Origin of the sequence: Paenibacillus sp. 2TAB23 (genome assembly GCF_052115165.1) — a bacterium.
Classification (GTDB): Bacteria; Bacillota; Bacilli; order Paenibacillales; family Paenibacillaceae; genus Pristimantibacillus.
Genome location: NZ_JBFRGD010000016.1, coordinates 42,029 through 61,899 on the forward strand (window position 1 = coordinate 42,029; position 19,871 = coordinate 61,899).

A 19,871-nucleotide genomic window follows, 5' to 3' on the forward strand; every position below is an offset into this window, starting at 1 on the left:
TAGGGCTTACGGCTTTATCGTGGAAGCTGCTTTCCGACATTTCCTGCTGAAGGCAGCCGCCTTCTTTATGAGAGTTTTCCCATGTACAGTTTTTGTTTAGAAAGATCGTGTAATATAAACGTTATTACTGGATATTTCCAATTCTATCGCTGTAGATTGCTCCAAACTGCATGCAAAAACCTAATTGGAGAGCAACAAAGAAAATACTTGAACATGCGAGCTGCATAAGTAGCAATTTGAATCCGGCTGAAATGGCTGATTAGGCCTATTCCACAGGTTTCGACAAGTCTGATAGAGTAGAAATAAGTTGAGGAACAAGGGAGAAGATCACGTTTTGGGTAACCATACTACACGCAGCAACAACCGTTCCAAGGGCAGAATGACATCAATCAAAAAAGTAACGTTATCGCTTTATCTGGCCGTCGTCATCATTCTCGTAGCCGTCTGCGGAGTACTCTACAGTAAATATACGAATTTGGTCGACACCAATCTTCAATCAGAGACAGCTGGGCATGCTGACGCCAATAATCAACCGAAGAGCAGCAATTCCGCTAACTCCGATTCGGTGGACGAAGGTCTTCATGAAACGTTGCCCGTCACGGATGAGCCAATTCCGGCTGGTACGATCGATGCAGAGGAAACGCAAGAACCAACTGATGATGACGGGGAAATCGGGAACAATCCCGAACCAGCAGCCACAGAAGCGCCGGTCAAAGACGCAGTAGAGCCGACCATACCGAAACAAACGGAAAAACCGAGCCAGGATCAGAAGGAGGACGACAGCAAGCCAGATGGCCAAAGCGCTGCTGTAAAGCTGCCTACGACCTATGTGGTCCAGAAGGGCGATACTTTGAGCACGATATCGGAGAAATTTTATCAGTCCAAGGACCATTACGCGCTGCTTGCGGAGCATAACCATATTCTGTTTATTAATGATATGAAAGCCGGCGACACGCTGACGATTCCTGCGTTGACCTCAGGGAACAGTTCATCAGGCAGCAAGCCGCAGGAAAGCAAGGATTATTCCAAGATTAATCTGCCGGCAACCTATTTAATTCAAGCCGGTGACACCCTCACGGGTATATCCAGAATGTTCTATAAATCAGCAGAATATGCAGATTATATTGCCAATGAAAACAAGCTGGACAAAAACAAAGGGCTCAAGGCAGGCACCAACCTGGTCATCCCGTCCCTTAAGAACGATCAACCTGATGAATCCGTTGGCTCAGGCGACAATTCTGATGAATTCGAGGCCACGGAGCATACGGTGCAAAAGGGCGAGACGCTCTACAGCATCTCCAAAATCTACTATGGCACGACCAAGCACGCCATGTTTATTGCGGACTACAATCATATCGTTGATATTGATCAGGTAAAAGCAGGTACGAAATTGAAAATCCCTAAGCCGTAATCTAGGGCCTTTCCGTTCCAGCCTCTTGTCTGAGTCACATAAAAGCTTGTTAAGCAAATAACGGTAACGAATAAAAAGAAGCTCCGCAAGCGCGCAAGCCTTTGGCTGTCGAGAAAGTCTCGGCAGTCTTTTTTGTGTTACGCTGCACGGATTTCGCTATTGCCATTTGCTTGGGCAAAATAACGCACTTGAACAAGCGTTGATGAACGCTGTGGTGCAGTAAGTCATTCTTCCGATCGCGGTTGCAGCCAAATGGTTTTGATTCGTTAACTTCATATATAGTTTCCATTTGGTCTGTAAAAGCGAACATTTCATTTCTCCAGAACAACTTTGTTCTCTCCGTCTGCGCAGCTCATTCATTCGCTCAACTTATATAGAAAACAAAAAAGAAACCCGGCGTTTATAATAACGCGGGTTTCTCTACTATCTACGGACAGCGCTCTGCTATCCCCTTGTCTTCATCTATTATGTTTGAGGCTTAAGACTCGGCAAGTCCATTTTTCACCCATTGCGCAACCGTTACCGTACGTTTGGCTTGATACTCTACCGCTGCTTTAACGTCCTCGACCATTTTCCCGCCTTGAACAGTCACGCTTGTACCATAAGGATTGCCGCCAGCTTCAAAGGTTACGGGGCTTGAATAACCTGGCGCAGCCACAATCGCTCCCCAGTGATACATGGAGGTATACAGGCCGAGAATCGTCTGCTCTTGACCGCCATGCGCATTCTGTGCCGATGTCATGCCGCTTACGACCTTATTGACCAGCTTGCCATTGAACCAAAGCGCACCTGTTGAATCGAGAAACTGCTTAACAGGACCTGGAATACCGCCAAAGCGCGAAGGAATACTGAAGATAATAGCATCGGCCCACTCTAGATCTTTGTAAGTAACCTCTGGAATTTCCTTCGTTTCTGCAATATGCGCCCGCCAAATGGGATTAGCTTGAATAGCGTCCTCCGTTGCCAGCTCCGGTGTCTTCAGAATGCGCACCTCTGCTCCTGCCTCTTCGCCTCCCGCTGCCGCCCACTGCGCCATTTGGTAATTCGTACCTGTAACACTGTAATAAATAATAGCCAGCTTCACCTTTGACATGCTGAACATCTCCCTCTGTATGCTGAATGTTTGGAATTAACGCTGGTATAAAGGATAATCGACTTGCGTTGGCACTTGAATCATAATCATTCGAAACGGCTGTTCCCCATTAACCAACCGAATCGATTCGGCTTGCCCTTCCGATTCCATTACCGTAAAATCCTTTTGCTTAAACAACGCCTTGCTTGTGCCTTCCGGGCCGAAGCTCCATAAGCCGTCGCCTCTAATAGCCAGCGCCGCTGCGGAATAGCCTTCGGGAATCGTAAACGCATATTCGGCTTCAGACTCCAAGGTTAAATCCCATACACGAACATCCGCAACGAGCTGAACTGGAGCTTCCTCGCCGATAATGGTTTTAATTCGCACGCCGCTTCTGGTGGAAACCGGAAAATCCTCCGCATTGTATTCATGGTAAGTCGGCGTTCTTTTCACTGCTTCATTTAAGTTAGGCTCGAACCAAATTTGAAAAATCTCCGCATCGGGTCCCGTAATCTTCTCGCGATGCGATACGCCTGAGCCGGTCTGCATGATCTGCGCCCCGCCTGGTCCAACCGTGCTTTCTGTACCAAGAGTATCTCCGTGCTCCACCAGCCCGTTCACCACATAGGTCATAATCTCAAAGCCTTTATGCGGATGCAGGCCAATGCTGCCGCCTTCCTTCGCATGTGCCCAGGCCCAATAAAACAAGGGCCCTACTCCTTTCACCGCTTCCTGCTCCTGAGGGAATCCAATGGGCTTCTGTTCAATGATTTTACCGTTTTCGAATGAGCCTACTGCCTGCTGCAGCGGTGTATATACATTCACTTTCATCTCAATTCTCCCCCTTCAAGGTTATAGCCTCTGCATGAAGACCGACCTTCTTCAAGAGCACAATAAGCTGCTCCTTATCCGCCTTCTCGATGACATTCAAATGACGGCTAATAACGGCAGCATGCTTCGGAAAAATCTCGTCAAACAAGACTTGTCCCTCTTCCGTTAATTTCACGTTTGAGCCTCTTCGGTCCGTTGCGCTTGGTTCACGTCTCACATAACCCTTCTTCTCCAGCTTATCGATTACATAGGTAATGCTTCCGCTTGGAATGGAGAATTTCTCGCTTATCTTCTGAATAGGCTGCGGTCCCTTGCTGTACAGCAGCTCCAAAATCATGAAATGCTCTTGGCTCACGCCGTAGTTCTCCATATCCTTGCGTATATTGTCATGCAAAGCTTTCGTAGCCTTATGCCAGATCCGGAAAAGTCTGAGGTCAAGCTGGTTTTGGTCATCAGGCTGATACATGGCTGTACCTCCCTACCCTTTATCTTAATTTAATGAATTCTATTATTAGGATAATTTTATCCTAACACTAGGATACCACAAAGTCAATAGGATTATTCTGATGCCAAGCGTAAACGGCTGTCGCCGACCTCTGTGGCTAAAGCAGTCGTTTTACGGAGATATTTAAGCACATTTATATGTGAATACATATAGATTCTTATCTATTAAAAAAACCGAGACCTCCCGTAAGGAAGACCTCGGCATTGTGCAGCCGTTTGACTACTGTTTCTCTAGCAAGCGTAAAATCAGCGTCAGCGCTTCTGCGCGCGTAGCACTCGCGTTCGGATCAAACGTATTGTTTCCTTTTCCTTGTATATATCCGCCTTCAATTGCCGCTGCTGCTTCATTCCTCGCCCATGCTGGGAACTCGGCTGCGTCCGCAAAGGACAGTACGGCGTTTTCTTTGACTTCTAGCTTGGCAGCACGCGCGATAATAACCGCCAGCTCAGCTCGTGTAATCTCATTGCCCGCACGGAACGTTTGGTCGTCATACCCGCCAATCAATCCTGCTTTGACCGCTCTAGCAATATGCTCCTGCGCCCATTTCGGCAAATCCTTTTTGTCATTGAAACTCGTTGCTTCCTTGCTGGCTTCCAGCTTCAGAGCGCGACTGAGCATGACCGCAAATTCCGCGCGATTGATGACGGCATTCGGATGAAACTTGCCATCCTCGTAGCCTTTAGCGATTCCGAGTCCTATCGCCTTTTCAATCGCATCTTGGGCCCAGTGTCCCTGGATATCCTTCAACTCGGTTACAACTGGCTCAACCAATTCTTCGTCCAAGTCCTCTTCCGTTTTCACCGGCAGCACATCGGAGCCATCATAAGCTCTGATGCTCGCCTCGTCGAATTTAATCTGGATATCGTACTCATGATGGTATGACATTTCTGGCCAGTCGATTTTCACCCAACCGTTTGTTATCTTCGATAGGTCCGCAATCGAGAAGGATACCACTCTCGTATTCTGTTCCACGTTTCGGCTGACCGTCGAGACGTTAACACCATTAAATTTCAAGCCCGTTATTTCTTTGTCCTGCATAATCGTCAGGAAGATCGTTCTGCTGCTTCCAGCTACGCTTAACTTGGCATTCGGATTGATGTAGCCTTGCATGACTGAATCCTGTTCCGTTCCGAATTTCAATATTCGAACATTGATGCTGTATTCGCCATTAGCTAATCCGCCTGCAGGTGGATTAGTAATCGGGTCAGGGATTGTAACGGTAATTTCCGCTGCTTTAAATGTGTCGACCGCCGCCAGAAGCACCGTACGTGCTGCATCAGATTGCTCCTGTGTTCCTGCTGCACGTACCGTTTCAGCGCCAGCCGTTAGTATAGCGCTTTGCAGCGTGTTCTTCGCAGCTTCTGGATACTCGCCTTTCTTGGTACCTACTACCGCAGCCTTGTGAACCGCGGTCGCTTGCGTAATAGCCAGAGCTAATGCCTCATTGTTTACATTGTTGAAATTTAAGCGAATATCATGCGTTCTGTCATAATTTTGAGCTGGAACGACTGTGCGTACTTGTGCACTTGCAAGTACAGGCAAATCATCGACCTTGAACGTCACGACACGGGTATTTGCACCCTTGTCTTCGCTAACAACCGTTGATTCTACGAAAGCACCACCCGTTTTGACGCGGAAGGCTTGAACCGTTGCGCTATCCTTCACCGTCAGCGTTACAAACGTAGAACCTGATTCAGTAGTAACAAGCGCCGGCTTCACAAAGTAACTATCCATAGTTGAGAATTGCTCTTTATCCGCATGAATGGCGGAGAAATAAAGCAAAGTGGACGCCGTTTCTTTGAATGCGGCTAGCGCCGCTTGCAGCTCGGATTTCTTGCCCGCAATTTGCAGCCTTGTAGCAGCAAGGTTGCGCGACGTTTCCTCTGCCGATTGAATGGCGGCCTGCAGTTCGGCTTTTGCATCCGCGAATGGCTGCTCTTCGCCTATAACGGCTGAAGCTGTATCATGCAGCTTCTGAGCGTCAACGGCTGCCTGCTTAAGCTCATCAAGCAGTCCCGCGTTATAGCTAATATAAGCTTCCTTCGACGTGTCTCCCGATTTGTATTTAACAAACGACAGTCCTAACCATTTATCATCGCCTGCAAGCATATTTCGTGAGATTACTTGATAAACCTGCTTATCCTCTGTAGAGCTTTTGCTTATTTTGAGTGCTTTGTCTCTATTTCTAGTAAATAACAATCCTTCCGTAGTCATTCCGCCTTCTTCCAACGCAAAGGATTGAACGACCTCGGTAATGGAGGTGGCTGACCCGTTAAACGTAAGGTTGACGCTCGTACGGTTCTGCAAGCCTTGATTCGTAATCAGAACCGCTGTTTTTCCGATTTCATTTGCATGGTTCGATTCAACCTCTGTTGGAGCCAGTGAATCCAACACATAGATTTTTGCAGGTGCTGACGCTACATACTGCCATGTTGGGAAATCGATGTAAGCATAATTGATTTTGTTAACCGCTGCATCGACTGCTGCTTGCGTTGCTTTTTCATCGTTTAAGACGGCTTTGGCGATGTTGATCTGATCAATAAAATTACTTTTCGAATTCTTCGCATATTCGCCTGGCGTAATCGCAGAATAGAAGGCGCCCGGATTGCCTTCGGCTGTTCCTAATTCCACAGAGGTTGAAGCTATTTCTTCCGATAACGCAATCAGAAGGCTAAGACCTGATTTATTCGCGGATAATAATAAGGATTTATAAAGGCTTAATGCTGCTTGAAGCTTTGTGTGAATGGCTTTGTAAAGGGTCGTATCCGATCCTGCAGCATCTCTTTCGCCTTCTGCAAGTACGATGCTGTCATAGAATGACGTTTTGGAACCAACCGGATAATCACCGAAGGACGTTCCTTCGTATGTACTTTCATAGACGGAGCGTGAGACCGAGATTAATTCATTTACATTCACAAGGGTAATCGGCTGTTCCGAGCCCCCTCCGTTATTTTCACCGTTATCGCCATCCCCTGGTTGCAGAGGAAGCGAGCTTGTATTCAGACGTAATTGCACATTATACCAGTGATTGTACGTAAATCCGGGAATATCTTTTACCTCTACATGCATGAGAATATCTTGTTTCTTGAATACGTCTTCCACATCGATTTGAACAATCCAATTGCCTGTTCCGTTATTCGCTGGACGATAAACGACAGGCTGATAGCCATCCTGGCCATCTACTGTATAACCAGAACCAACAGGCGTTATTACTGCCTTGCTGTTTCCAGCCTTGCGTGAACCTAGGTAATGAAAGTAAGCGTAATTCTTGTTCGTAATTTCATGCTCGAACTTGGCTTTGCCATCTTGAATAATGAGTTTGCCGGCGTTGCCGGTCTGCATGAAGCCGTCGGCAGCCGAAGCTGTCTCCATATTATCTTTCCAATAGTTGTAGCTTATTGCATATTCACCATCTGGAACCTTCGTTTCCTGCGGCTCAGCGGCATAGCTGAATTGAAAAGACATCAGCAGCAATGCAAACGCAAGCATTATGGATAAGGACCTTTTAAATCTGTTTTTCAACTTGATACACTCCCTCTTCGCTTCCTGCTTCCGTTCAAACAAACGGGATGAGAAGCGGCTGATTGGATCATGCCGCTTCTCATCCTTATCGTTCAAGCTATCAGGTCGCTGTTTTAATTTGAATTACAGCCAGTCAATTTGCAGGTTGAATGTTGCATCGTGGACATCCTCGATGTAAACACGAAGCTCAACCGGAATGTTGGTAACAACATCAGCTACCGGGAATGTGAATGTTGTGTTGCCGCCAACGACTGCTCTTGTTGCAAAAGTGCCATTCACTTTAAGCGATGGGAAATAGTCGCCTGTAAGCGTAATGGTTGCCGTAGAACCCGTTACGTCAGCAGCACCGTTAATAAATGCGCTCGAGTGAGTCGCCGTGAAGGACGTTGCGCTGCCAGCGGAATCGAGGAAGCGATAGCTTTGCGATGCGGCAAAAGCCGGAATAGCCATAACTAGTGCAAAAACCAAAGTCAAAAGCATCATAGGAACTAATTTCTTCATCGATTTCATCATATTCAATACACTCCCTTAGTTTTGAATTCATATTTTCACTGCCGAAAAAGGTTTAATGACATGTAAAACGCTGTTCAGCTAAAGCTAATTCCGACATCATTCCTCCTCTCCAAAGCACGGATATGGCCCACAGAAGAAGCTATTGTGAAGACAATGATAATCATTATCATCTAAGGTGTAAAAAAAATTTCTGTGGCATGAGCATATGCTTGCAGGTGCAAGTCACATGCCTCTTGAAACTATCGTGAGCGTGTACATCGCTCGTCGATAGCTTGATTTTATAGTCGCCAGCCAAACGATGTCAATCCATTCATTGTCACTATTTATAATTTAAATAGTCCGACTTTGGCTAACAACATCTCCGCTTAGAATAAATAATTATATATTAGTTCAAATAATCTAAAATATAATTCATTTTAAAATTTATTAATACTTATTATTCCCATATTAAAAACTAATGAATTTATTTTATAAATTAATTGATAACGATTATCATTATTATTCAGCGTTTTTTTATACTCATTATTTCGGGAATACATCTTCAAGCCTGCAAGGACTTCTGCGGTATTTAAGCCATTTTTCTGCTGTTCACCTAAAAAGAGCTCCCGATTCATGAATCGGGAGCCACGCGAATTACTGGGTACTTCTTCTCATTTAATTCTCTTCTCCATGCCACAATTGACGGAATGTATCGCTTGCAGCAAGCAGCTCTTCAGCCGTCCCTTCAGCTTCAACCTCGCCGTCACGCATCACAATAATATGGTCGGCCTGCGCCAGTGCCGTTTTTCGATGCGAAACAACAAGGCAGGTCGCATCTCCACGCTCACGGAAAAGCCGGGACCACAGCTTCTGCTCCGTCTCGATATCAAGCGCACTCGAAAGATCATCAAACACATATAGCTCGCTATCACGCACAAGCATGCGCGCCGCAGCGGTTCGCTGTGCTTGTCCTCCAGACAGCTTTACGCCTCGGGGACCAATTACCGTATTCAATCCATTCTGCAAATGGCCCAGATCATCCTCCAACACAGCCGTATGAAGCGCACGTGCCAGCTGCCCTTTCTGATCTGAAGCGCCCAATAATATATTCTCGCGCAGGGTATCGCTGTACAGCCTTGGCACTTGCGCGGTGTACGCGCTGCGCGGCGGTACAAAGAAAGAGCCGGGATCAGATACCTCCTGTCCGTTCCATCGCACAATGCCAGAAGTTTGCGGCAGAAGGCCGAGCAGCGTTCGCACAAGGGTTGTTTTTCCTGAACCAATTGGGCCTGTAATGACAGTAAAGGAGCCTCGTTTCAGGCTGATATGAACAGATGCAATACCTCTGCCCGTCTCAGGATAGGTGTACGTCAACCCTACAGCTTCTAGCTGTTCCAGCTTGTCGATTGCCTGCGGTTCTTGTTTGGCTGCTCCATCCTCTGTATCTCCCTTTAAATACAAACGATTATGCGCCGTCAGCACTTGAGCGGGGGCTCCCTGCAATATGCCGGTTAAGCGGAGCAGCGCAACGGTCATCTGCTTGAAATAGGTGAGAAATTTGCCAAAGTTCGAAATAAACTGTGTGACGAAGGTCAAATAATAGACGAACAGAGAGAAGTCGCCTACCGTGAATTCGCCGCCGCGCATTTTTTGACCGGCAAGCAGCAGAATCAGACCTGTTCCTAAATTAACCGAATTGGAAAAGATCGAGTCCAGCACCTCGGTCATCAGCTTATCCTTCAGCATCGTTTTGCGACGGTTGTCGTTGAGCTGCCTGAATCTCGACATGACGCGCTTCTCCGCACCCGCAACCTGAATCGCCTGCACGCTGCCGAACATCTCACTAATGGCACCCGTTACTTTGGCAGTTGACTCACGGCTGTCTGAGCGGTATTTCTGCAGCCTCGTCGTAGCAAGCTGTGCCACGACTACCACGATGACGAGCGGCAAAAACACAAGCAGCGTCATTTGCGCATCAATGCGTATGAGAATGAAGCACGATACAGCTGCGAAGCAGGTCATGCCGAATACATCGACAGACCAGCTGACAGCTTCCTCCGACTGATCTACATCATCCCGGAAATGACTAATCGCCTCACCCGGCGAGCACGGTATGGCCCGTGCCCCAGGCTCTTTCAGTATATGCTCAAGCAAATTCCGCCTTAGCAGCATCCCCATGCGGAAACGAAAATTAACATCTGTTATAAACCCGATCAGCACCGTCGCGCTGCGGGCAAGTGCCGCCCCTATTAATAGCGCGATCAGCCCCCAAGTGCTATAGGCAGCCGCCGAATCAAGCGTTAGCGAATCGAAGAAAGCCTTCGTAATTAGACCAGGAAAAATCGGCATCAAATAAATAATCGTCCAGATGAGGGCGTTGGTGATATACCAGCCTGGGCGGTAGCAAATCAAACGCCACATGTACGTAAACGTGCTCATGCCAGCACCTCCTCAAGCCCGGCCGCCAGCATTCTGCTGAACGCAGACGAGGGATCAGCAGCCAGCTTAACGCGGGCTCCGCTCTCTATGATGCGTCCTTGCTCCAGAATGACAATTTGGTCGGCACGCTGTACGGTGGCAAGGCGATGCGCAATAATGATGCACGAGCGGCTGCAGAGCAGCTTCGTAATCGCCTGTTCCATACGGAATTCCGAAAGCGGATCAAGCCTAGACGAAGCCTCATCGAGAATGACAAGACCGGGATTTGTCAGAAAAACTCTTGCAAAAGCGAGCAGCTGAGCCTCTCCCGCAGACAGGCTTGCACCGCCTGAAGAGAGCGGCGTGTCCAACCCATCCGGCAGCGTGTCATACCAGTTCCTCAAGCCTAGCTCGCGAAGTACAGCGACGATCTCTGAATCGGAAATGCTCTCGTCATAAAAAGTTAAGTTATCCCTAATGGTACCTTGCAAAATTTCAATGTTTTGCGTCACCAGAGCAACCCTCGATCGCAGCTCCGCAAGCTTGCAATCCCTAATGTCCGTTCCGTTCAGCCTGATGCTGCCCTGCTGAGGGTCATAGAAGCGAAGCATAAGCCGGGCCAGCGTCGTCTTCCCGCTTCCCGTACGCCCTAGCAAACCAAGCACCTCGCCTGGCTTTACCCGCAAATTCAGCTCCTGCAAAGTAGGAAACTCATCATAGCCGAACGTCACCTCGTTAAGCTCTACCGAAAGCGGACCATCCGGCAGCCTCGCTCCAGGACCATCCGCAATCTTGGGAGCCGTATCGAACAGCTCGCGGATACGAAGCAGGCTGGCATCCGCTTTCTGCAAATCCTCGATTTGGGTACGTATCTTTTCGATCGGCTTTGCCAGCAGCTCCGTATAATAGAAAATCAAATAAACGGTCCCAATGGATATAGCACCTGCTTTCCATAAAGAGGCACTAATCGCGAAAGCCATAGCGTTGCCTAACGCGAACACGATAATCGTTGTAATCCACATCGCCGAGAATCCGAGAAAAGCCTTTCTGCGCAAAGGCAGCATCCGCCGCAGCAGCGAATAGAAGCGATTCATAACGAATCCTGTTGCCCCGTTCGCACGCGTGTCCTCGGTCCCTTCCAGATGCTCACCGATATAGCCGTAAAATTCAGCATTGATTTGTCGCCACTTGGCCCATACGGGCACCGCAAATTTGCGAATCCATTGAATGACCATCATGGCAAACACGACAAATAGCAGCATGCCTAGGCCGATCCATATGTTTTCCCGAAATAATAATACGATAATGCCGATCATTAACAGCAAGTTGCCTGCCAGGTGAATAATGAAGCTGGAGAAAAAATTCGCAAGCGCATTGACATCGCCATCAACCCGTTCAATGATTGAGCCTGACGTGTTCGATTTGTGAAATGACATGTCAAGCCGGAGGCAATGCTCGGCCAGATCGCCGCGAAGCTGATTCGTCGCACGCCATGCCAGATTCTCGCTCACATAGGTTGCGATGACAGAAACAAGCTGTTGGATGAGTGAGAAGCCGATGAAGAGCGCTGCTGCATAATACAGCGGCTGCAAGGTTTTGTCGGATTGCGCTGTATCAATAAAGTAGCGAATAATCTGCGGATTAACGAGCTGCAATCCGATAGAGGAGAAGAGCAGCAGTGTAAGCCCCGCGAGCGCCTTCTTTTGCGGAAGCAAATAGCGGCTCAGCATCATCCGATAATGGCTGAATGCATTCATTTTGTTGTTCTTGCTCATATTGCTCCCCTTTCATGTTATCTAGCGATGTCTAAAATGAATTAGCTTATGTAAGATGAGCGACGTTAAACCGATTTTACCATATATCCTAGTGCTGAGGGATGGACTGCCGCATCATAAATGAGTCGTTGACCAAATTATACAGCATATGGTATTGTTTTATTGAACAACGTTCAAATAAAGGAGTTATCTGCCCATGTCACCACGAAAAGCAGTCGATCAAGAGCTAAGTAAAGAGCGGATATTGGAGACGGCTAGAGAGCAGTTCTCGCGGCTAGGCTATCGCGATGTATCCATGCGAGCCATTGCAAAGGCGCTAGGCTACTCACCAGGATCTCTTTATTACCATTTTCGCGAGAAAGCGGATTTATTCAGTGCGATGACAACAGCAGATTTCGATCGGCTCAATGAACTGCTCCACGACACAATGACACAAGCCCCCATCCCCGGTGTTGACCAGCTGCGCATGATATTTATGCAGTTTATTCGGTTTGGTCTGGACAACAAGCGCTCATTCGAGCTGATGTTCCTCATTCAACAGCCTGAGCTTGATTGCTACACGTCGAAGCCGAAGATGGCCAGCTATGAGAAATTTTCTAAAGCGGTGAAAGGATGCTTGCATCACATCAATCCGGAACATATTCACAATGATGATATGGTATGGCTACTGTTTCTCTCCCTGCATGGCTTTGTCAGCTTCTATATCTCCAGCTCGCAAACTTTCGAGGAACTGAACGAGCTTGCCAGCCTTCATGTGCAATTGCTGCTGCGCGGACTGCAATAATTTTTTTAACTTTTAATTGAACGCCAATCAATTAAAGAAAGAGTGATGATGTTGATGAAAAAATGGAATCATGCGCTCGTATTTTTTCTTGCTTTTGCGATAGCCGGATATGCTGCCGTCCAGTATGGCTTATTCAAAGCCAGCGATGCCGGCCTCGTTGCCGCAAAGCTGCAGGAGCCTGATTTTCAGCTTACGCCTTGGGTCTACGTGTTGTACGTCCACATCATAACTGCCATAATGGCTCTCGTTATTGGCCCTTTTCAAATTTTCCAGAGGAAATCAAAGCCCAGGGGAGCCCTGCACAAACAGCTCGGCTATGTTTATGTTCTCTCGATCGCATTAAGCGGCATTGTCAGCATTTATCTGTCTTTTTACGCAACAGGCGGCTGGATCTCGGGTCTAGGCTTCTTTACGCTGGATATCCTTTGGCTGGCAACGACGTGGATGGGTTTGCGCAAAATAATGGCTGGAGACATAAAGTCACATAAAGAATGGATGCTTCGCAGCTATGCGCTTACGTTTGCCGGGGTTACTCTGCGAATATGGCTCGCGCCTCTCGTTATGCTTTTTGGTGAATTCGAAGCCGGCTATCACGCTGTCGCCTGGCTTTGCTGGGTGCCTAATTTGATTATTATGGAAGCGATTATCCGCAGAAAAACTCCCAGAGCGCCGTTTCCCGTCCATGACAGTCAATCCCCGCCGAATCTATGATAAACTAATAGATAAACGATATGATTCGCGAGGAGATTAATGATGATCAAGCTCGTATCTTGGAACGTAAATGGTTTAAGAGCATGCGTCACAAAAGGCTTTTATGATTACTTTAAAGAAACGGACGCAGATATTTTCTGCCTCCAGGAAACGAAGCTTCAAGAAGGACAGATTGCCATGGAGCTAGGCGAAGAGTATGCCCAGTATTGGAATTATGCAGTGAAAAAGGGCTACTCCGGCACGGCTGTGTTCACCAGAATCAAGCCTCTTTCCGTTCATTACGGCATTGAGGAAAACGCTGAGCCCGAGGGCCGCGTCATTACCCTTGAATTTGAAAGCTTTTATTTGGTTACGGTTTATACACCTAATGCAAAACGCGACTTAACGAGACTGGACTACCGTATGGAATGGGAAGACCGGTTCCGCAGCTATTTGCTGCAGCTGGATGCGGTGAAGCCCGTAATCGTGTGCGGAGATCTTAATGTTGCGCATCAAGAAATCGACCTGAAGCATCCAAAGCCCAATCTCGGAAACTCTGGCTTCACCCTTGAGGAGCGCGGCAAAATGACCGACCTGCTTCAAGCCGGATTTCTGGATACGTTCCGGCATTTCTATCCGGACCGTGCGGATGTGTACAGCTGGTGGTCCTACATGCCTAAGGTGCGGGAGCGGAACGTCGGGTGGCGGATTGACTACTTCCTCGCTTCTGAAAGACTTCAGCCGTTACTCGTCGATGCGCAGATCGACTGCCATATCATGGGCAGCGACCATTGTCCGGTGCTCCTCACTCTCGGAGACATCTAAGATCTTACTTTTTCGCTATCCTGCACTCATTACAGCATCACTTCATCTTACATGGCAAATAAGCGTTTATCCTGCACAAGTACAGGATAAACGCTTATTTGTTTGGCGCCAATGACGAAAAGTATGGTTTGGCCATCTGAAGCGTTCGCGCTCATTCAGAAGCAAGCCGTACACTTTCTGCAAATACGGATCGCTCGCACCAATCAAGTTGGCTGCGTTTCCGTTAACCATTCCCGCTCACGCAGAATAGACAACGCTTTATGCATTTTGTCGACGTAAGCGGGCTCATGGCCCGAGCACATCAATTGTACATCTCCATTGCCCCCGCCGCTTGCGATGCCGTAACGGCTTAGCAATGCGGAAAGCCGCTTCACCGTTCCCACATTGCCATCAACAATCGCAATATGCGCAGGCAGCAATTTCCTTAGAATATCTTTATAGAAAGGATAATGCGTACAGCCAAGTACAATGATGCCGTATTGATCCAAATCGTAGTCCGCAAGCTTGGCAAGGAAATAATCATTCATAATCGAATGATCGAATTGCAGTGCCTCGCAGTAATGCACGAGCTCCGGCAGCGGCAAAGAATCGACGATGCCGTGTTCATCCACACGGGATACGAGTGCGTAATACTTAGGCAGTTGCAGGGTTAGAGGCGTAGCGAATACGAGTACTCTTTTGCCAGTTGCAAGGTTCATCTCTACCGCTGGCTTAACCGCCGGCTCCATGCCTACAATGGGAAGCGAATACCGCTCTCTCAAATCATTAATAGCTATACTGGTAGCCGTGTTGCAGGCAACTACTAAAGCATCTATGCCTTCGTTCATCATCAAACCGACCGAATCGAGAATATACGTCCTAACATCCTCTTCGGCCTTCGTACCGTAGGGAACGTGCAGCGTATCCGCCATATACAGAAAATCCTTGTCAGGAAGCCTATGGAGCGCTTCCGCCAGCACGGTAAGCCCGCCAATTCCCGAGTCAAAAAAACCAATTCGCATGTCTCATCGATTCCTTACGTTATATTGGAAGAGAATAATTAATTGTCACTATATCCATATTAACTCATTGCTACCCGCCATTAAAGCTTTACCTTTCTCATAAACGAAAAACGTCCCCTGTCCGTATCGACAAGAGACGTCTGATCCACTTCTAAGGCGCCCGCTTCGGCAGCAAACGGACATAATCGTCAGATAATTTCATGAGCTCTAGTATATAATCGTAATCCGCGCGGTACTGGCTGAAATCGGACACGGGCTGTTTCGTTCTAATATCGATTGCTTTCCCATCCTCGAAGCCCTTGCCTGGCACGAACAGAATATCATTATTGAAAAACGAGCCTGTAGGGAGATAATATCTCATCCCAATTACATTGCTCGTCATATTGAGCAAGTCATGCCCAAATGCCGTATATGCCTCATCTTTGAGCGAAACGCCTAACAGGTTGGCTACGGTAGGCATAATATCCACTTGACCGCCTACTTGATCCATCACTTTCCCGTCAGCGCCCGGCACATGGACGAATAACGGAATGTTAAACCGATCCAAATCTCCGTCATAGGTAATGCCAAGCTGCTCGCTGACCCAGGCAGGATCATTGTCCTTTTTCTGAAGACCATAATGATCGCCGTAGGCTACTAATACAGTATTTTCCCACATGCCGCTCGCCTTCAGGCCATTTATAAACTGGCCTAGTGCATAATCGGTATAGTTTAGCGCCGTTAAATAGTCACCGAGCTGGGTGTCTTTCAAATTGTCCGGCATGCTGATTTTTTGCTTATCGTCTGGTACCTTAAACGGATGATGGCTGGATGTCGTTACAAACTGTGCGTAAAAGGGCTTGTTTTGTCCCTTCAGTTCTTGCAGCTTGCTCAAACCTACCTTATACAGCTCTTCATCGGAAGCACCGAAGGAATTAAAGTGATCATTCTCAAAAGATGGCTTATCATAGTATTTCGCAAATCCCAGCGCAGGATACATGCGGTTGCGGTCCCAAAATGTCACATCGTTAATATGGAACGTGTTCGTCTCGTACCCCTTCTCGCCCAGCAGCCTTGGAAGGCTCGGAAGTACACGGTCTCCGTAGCCCGTTGACATTGCAATGACGCCGGTTGGGTAGATCGAAGTGTTCGACAAAAACTCGGCGTCCGAGGTGTTCCCTTGTCCAATTTGCTGGAAGAAATGCGGGAAATAGAAGCTTTCTTTCGCCAGCTCATTCAGAACCGGAGTAATCGGCTTTCCGTCAACCGAGAGATTGACCGCGAAGTTTTGGAAAGCCTCCATCTGGATGACGATGACGTTTTTACCTTTGGCAAATCCGAAGAAATTAGGCGTACCTGCCTCAACGGCTTGACCGATTTGGTCAAAATAATCAGTCTGAAGCGCCTCGGCGCTAGCCGATGTCTCTTCTACGCTGCCGCTCCTTAGCGCCGCCTGCTCCTTGTTCTCCTTGATCGCGGCAGCAACCTGATAATCCAGAAAGCCGAGGCTCTCCGCTTGCACGATTTCATTCGGAATGGAACTGCCTGACCAAATATATCCGCCTGATACGGTAAGACAAAGCAGCGCCGCAATTCCGGCATATAGGGGCTTCACAATCCGTTTGCGCCCTTCCAAGAGAGGACCGTTCATGCGATTCCAGACGGAGATGACAGCAAGAACGATCACGTCAACAAAAAAGAGATAAAACGAAGGCTGCATGATCGATCCGACGCTTGTCCGGACCTGCAGCACTTGATCCAGCCCATGCAGCGCCGTGTACGTCGGAACCGTTCCGTAGTAGCTGAAATAAAGCGTTGAAGCGAATAAGAGAAGCGAGATAATCCCATTCACAATACCAAAGACTGCCGCCTTCCATTTGGCAGAAGTAATGAGTTCAACGATGAATAGCAGCGCCAATACAGCTGATGCATCCGCTAAGAGACGGTCAGCCTGGATACCATGAAATATAAAATGCCTGAACAGCAGCATTTTGAGCATGATCATGATGAAAATAACGACAAACGGTGATCGGCCGTAACGTTTCGAGAATAGTAACAAGCCCTTTCACTCCTTAATTGTACATGCCTAACGTAAATAGAAAAAACCGTCATGACATGACGGCTACTCTAAATATTAATGTTAAGGGAATATGAAGGCAAATGCAACGGTCAAAAAAATGAAATCGAGGAAGGTTTCTCGGCGTTCCTAACGCCGTTAATCTTTTTTCTACACAATCATGAATAGTTGTCATTGTGTCCATGCTTACTGCAAGCTTAGTGTGAATTGCTGTCCCTATGAACAAAGCATATACTATTATTGACCTTCGCTATAGTGACAGTTATCTATGAAATTTACGGGTCAGGTTGAGTGACAATCACCTATGGAATTGATATTTACAAGGCTAGAGGGCACCCCTCTGTATGTATCTCTTTGTCATCGACTTCAGTTTGCTTGCGAATGATGCGGATCCCTTCCCGATTCGCCCCTGGAAAGCCGCGCTTCATGAGGCGCTTGCCATCCATTGCAGCTTCGACGGTTTAACCGAACATGAGATGGAGCAAGGCGTTCAACTGCTGGCTCGTGCTTGGAGCAATGTTTTCGCTCCTCAAATGTAGGATTAAAAGGAGGCATTATTCTGACAAACAATCATTTCCTCACTGATCTTGACGGGACGCTGCTGCATTCCGATGCTTCGTTGTCCGCTTATACAGTTGAAAGCATGATTCGTGCGATGGAGGAAGGCGTCGTTATCAGCTACGCGACGGCGAGGAGCCACATCAGCTCTCACAAAATCGTTTCCGTCATTCCATGGAAGCATCCGATCGTGTTGTACAATGGTGCCGTCATTTACGATCCTCTCTCTATGAAAGTCATTGGCGGGCACTGGCTGGATAACGGAGCCGCAAATGAAATTATCCAAATCGGAAGATCCTTTGCCATGCTTCCTTATTTATTCGCTTTGGATGAGGATGACCAAGAGCGTGTGCTGCATGAGAAGCTGGTTCGCAGCGGTGACTTAGCCTTTTTCGCAAGTCGCCCTAACGATCCGCGCTTCGGAGAGCTGCCGATCCTTGCCTGTCCAACTTCCTTTAGAGCATTAATGATTACCTACATAGGCTTGCTTCACGAGCTCGAACCGTTAAAGGATGAGGTGAACCGCCGTTTTGGCAGCCATGTCCATGTCCATCTCATGAAGGATGCATATATCGAGAATCATTACTTTCTAGAATTCAGCCACCGCGATGCGAACAAAAAGGAAGGACTAAGGCAATGGGCCGAGCTCGTCGGCTGCAACCCGGAGGACGTTACCGTATTCGGAGACAATTTGAACGATCTCGGTATGTTTGAAACTGCAGGCACTAGGGTCGCTGTATCTAACGCCCACCCTGCTCTCCACGAGCTGGCTACCCATGTGACTCTGAGCAATGACGAGGACGGTGTAGCTGTATATATGAATGCGATTAAGCATAGTCAACCCAAAGAGCTGCCCTAAGGTCATGGACCTTGAGGACAGCTCTTGGCTACCGCTTCTTACGCTGCTTACTTCTTCGCTACATATTTGCGGATATCGAATGCAACGGCAACTACGATGATTAAGCCTTTGATAATCAGCTGCCAGTTTGGATTGATACCGATATACGTCAAGCCATAGTTAATGACGGTGAAAATGAGCACGCCTGCGATGATGCCTTTCACGCGCCCTACTCCGCCCGTAGTGGATACGCCTCCGACTACGCAAGCCGCAATCGCGTCAAGCTCGTACATGTTGCCATAGTTGTTCGATGCACCGCCTGTACGTGCTGCTTCGAGCACGCCGGCCAAGCCGTACAAAGCGCCGGCAATCGCATAGATCCACATTAGATTGCGCGCTACGTTAATTCCGGATACATGCGCTGCCTGGATGTTGCCGCCGATGGCGTACATGTTTTTGCCCAGGCGCGTTTTATTGAACACGACCCATACGATAAAAGCGACGAATATCGCGATAAGCACGATGTACGGTATCGAGAACTGACCGCCGCCGATAGCGCCTGTGCCGATTTCCGTAAAGTCCTTGCGCAAGCCGCCGATCGGCTGTGAGTTGTTGGGCGGCATATCGAAATAAAGCGAGTTCGCGCCATAGACCGCGACCATCGTACCGAGCGTCGCAATGAAAGGCGGAACGTTAAACTTTGCCACGATTACGCCGTTAAGCAAACCGACGAGCAGACCCACAATGATCGCGATCGCAATCGGAATAATCAGCGAAAGCTGCGGCAGGTTCGGGAAAAACTTGCTCGCATAGTCAGGCATTTGCAGCATAGATGCCGATACGACGGCACTTAGGCCGACAACCCGTCCAGCAGACAAATCCGTACCTGCTGTAATAAGTACAAACGCGGCTCCGAGCGCAATAATCGTCCGGGTCGAGGATTGAATCAGCATATCTCTCAGTGTTGTAATGGACAAAAAGTTAGCATCTATGATGGCGATGCCAAGAATCAGTGCCACAAGCACGATCCAGATGGCGTTTTGTGAGAATGCGTGTTTAATTTTCATGCTTTTAGCAGCTTCCATTTGTCTCA

At 47.9% G+C, this 19,871-nt stretch carries 16 protein-coding genes; 6 read left to right on the forward strand and 10 right to left on the reverse strand.

The window, feature by feature from the left end; all coding sequences use genetic code 11:
- Positions 1–334 precede the first annotated feature (334 nt).
- Complete coding sequence (locus AB4Z29_RS21315) at positions 335–1,411, forward strand: LysM peptidoglycan-binding domain-containing protein (protein ID WP_441945009.1); 1,077 nt, start codon at positions 335–337, stop codon at positions 1,409–1,411.
- Positions 1,412–1,889: 478 nt separating this feature from the next.
- Here the strand turns inward: AB4Z29_RS21315 and wrbA are convergent, their stop codons facing one another.
- The 7 genes from wrbA to AB4Z29_RS21350 all read right to left on the reverse strand — a co-directional run bounded on the left by wrbA (position 1,890) and on the right by AB4Z29_RS21350 (position 12,026).
- Positions 1,890–2,504, reverse strand: a complete 615-nt coding sequence (gene wrbA, locus AB4Z29_RS21320) for an NAD(P)H:quinone oxidoreductase type IV (protein ID WP_441945010.1) — start codon at positions 2,502–2,504, stop codon at positions 1,890–1,892.
- A gap of 36 nt (positions 2,505–2,540) precedes the next feature.
- Positions 2,541–3,314: a pirin family protein gene (locus tag AB4Z29_RS21325; protein ID WP_441945011.1), complete on the reverse strand. Its 774-nt coding sequence runs from the start codon at positions 3,312–3,314 to the stop codon at positions 2,541–2,543.
- 1 nt (position 3,315) lies between these two features.
- Positions 3,316–3,780: a MarR family winged helix-turn-helix transcriptional regulator gene (locus AB4Z29_RS21330; protein WP_441945012.1), complete on the reverse strand. Its 465-nt coding sequence runs from the start codon at positions 3,778–3,780 to the stop codon at positions 3,316–3,318.
- Between the two features lie 258 nt (positions 3,781–4,038).
- Positions 4,039–7,341 carry an NEAT domain-containing protein gene (locus AB4Z29_RS21335; RefSeq protein WP_441945013.1) on the reverse strand — a complete coding sequence of 1,101 codons (3,303 nt, stop codon included), beginning with the start codon at positions 7,339–7,341 and terminating at the stop codon, positions 4,039–4,041.
- Between the two features lie 123 nt (positions 7,342–7,464).
- On the reverse strand, positions 7,465–7,854 hold the full coding sequence (locus AB4Z29_RS21340; RefSeq protein ID WP_441945014.1) for a hypothetical protein: 390 nt from the start codon (positions 7,852–7,854) through the stop codon (positions 7,465–7,467).
- Between the two features lie 654 nt (positions 7,855–8,508).
- Positions 8,509–10,272, reverse strand: coding sequence for an ABC transporter ATP-binding protein (locus tag AB4Z29_RS21345; RefSeq protein WP_441945015.1), 1,764 nt, complete (start codon positions 10,270–10,272; stop codon positions 8,509–8,511).
- Positions 10,269–12,026 carry an ABC transporter ATP-binding protein gene (locus tag AB4Z29_RS21350; protein ID WP_441945016.1) on the reverse strand — a complete coding sequence of 586 codons (1,758 nt, stop codon included), beginning with the start codon at positions 12,024–12,026 and terminating at the stop codon, positions 10,269–10,271. The genes AB4Z29_RS21345 and AB4Z29_RS21350 overlap by 4 nt, the downstream gene beginning before the upstream one ends.
- A gap of 196 nt (positions 12,027–12,222) precedes the next feature.
- On the opposite strand from AB4Z29_RS21350, the gene AB4Z29_RS21355 reads away from it, so the two are divergent.
- The 3 genes from AB4Z29_RS21355 to AB4Z29_RS21365 are packed head-to-tail and all read left to right on the forward strand — an operon-like array spanning position 12,223 to position 14,325.
- A complete protein-coding gene (locus tag AB4Z29_RS21355; RefSeq protein ID WP_441945017.1) occupies positions 12,223–12,810 on the forward strand; it encodes a TetR/AcrR family transcriptional regulator in 588 nt (195 codons plus the stop codon).
- Positions 12,811–12,864: 54 nt separating this feature from the next.
- Positions 12,865–13,521 carry a DUF2306 domain-containing protein gene (locus AB4Z29_RS21360; protein WP_441945018.1) on the forward strand — a complete coding sequence of 219 codons (657 nt, stop codon included), beginning with the start codon at positions 12,865–12,867 and terminating at the stop codon, positions 13,519–13,521.
- A gap of 45 nt (positions 13,522–13,566) precedes the next feature.
- Positions 13,567–14,325: an exodeoxyribonuclease III gene (locus AB4Z29_RS21365; protein ID WP_441945112.1), complete on the forward strand. Its 759-nt coding sequence runs from the start codon at positions 13,567–13,569 to the stop codon at positions 14,323–14,325.
- Positions 14,326–14,528: 203 nt separating this feature from the next.
- Here AB4Z29_RS21365 and murI read toward each other — a convergent pair whose 3' ends face one another.
- Positions 14,529–15,326 carry a glutamate racemase gene (gene murI, locus AB4Z29_RS21370; protein ID WP_441945019.1) on the reverse strand — a complete coding sequence of 266 codons (798 nt, stop codon included), beginning with the start codon at positions 15,324–15,326 and terminating at the stop codon, positions 14,529–14,531.
- 151 nt (positions 15,327–15,477) lie between these two features.
- A complete protein-coding gene (locus AB4Z29_RS21375; protein ID WP_441945020.1) occupies positions 15,478–17,364 on the reverse strand; it encodes an LTA synthase family protein in 1,887 nt (628 codons plus the stop codon).
- Between the two features lie 362 nt (positions 17,365–17,726).
- Between AB4Z29_RS21375 and AB4Z29_RS21380 the strand changes: the two genes are divergently transcribed.
- Both AB4Z29_RS21380 and AB4Z29_RS21385 read left to right on the forward strand, forming a co-directional pair.
- Positions 17,727–17,921, forward strand: coding sequence for a hypothetical protein (locus AB4Z29_RS21380; RefSeq protein ID WP_441945021.1), 195 nt, complete (start codon positions 17,727–17,729; stop codon positions 17,919–17,921).
- Complete coding sequence (locus AB4Z29_RS21385) at positions 17,891–18,799, forward strand: Cof-type HAD-IIB family hydrolase (protein WP_441945022.1); 909 nt, start codon at positions 17,891–17,893, stop codon at positions 18,797–18,799. The genes AB4Z29_RS21380 and AB4Z29_RS21385 overlap by 31 nt, the downstream gene beginning before the upstream one ends.
- A 47-nt stretch (positions 18,800–18,846) precedes the next feature.
- Here the strand turns inward: AB4Z29_RS21385 and mglC are convergent, their stop codons facing one another.
- Complete coding sequence (mglC, locus tag AB4Z29_RS21390; protein WP_183566534.1) at positions 18,847–19,863, reverse strand: galactose/methyl galactoside ABC transporter permease MglC; 1,017 nt, start codon at positions 19,861–19,863, stop codon at positions 18,847–18,849.
- Between the last annotated feature and the right edge of the window lie 8 nt (positions 19,864–19,871).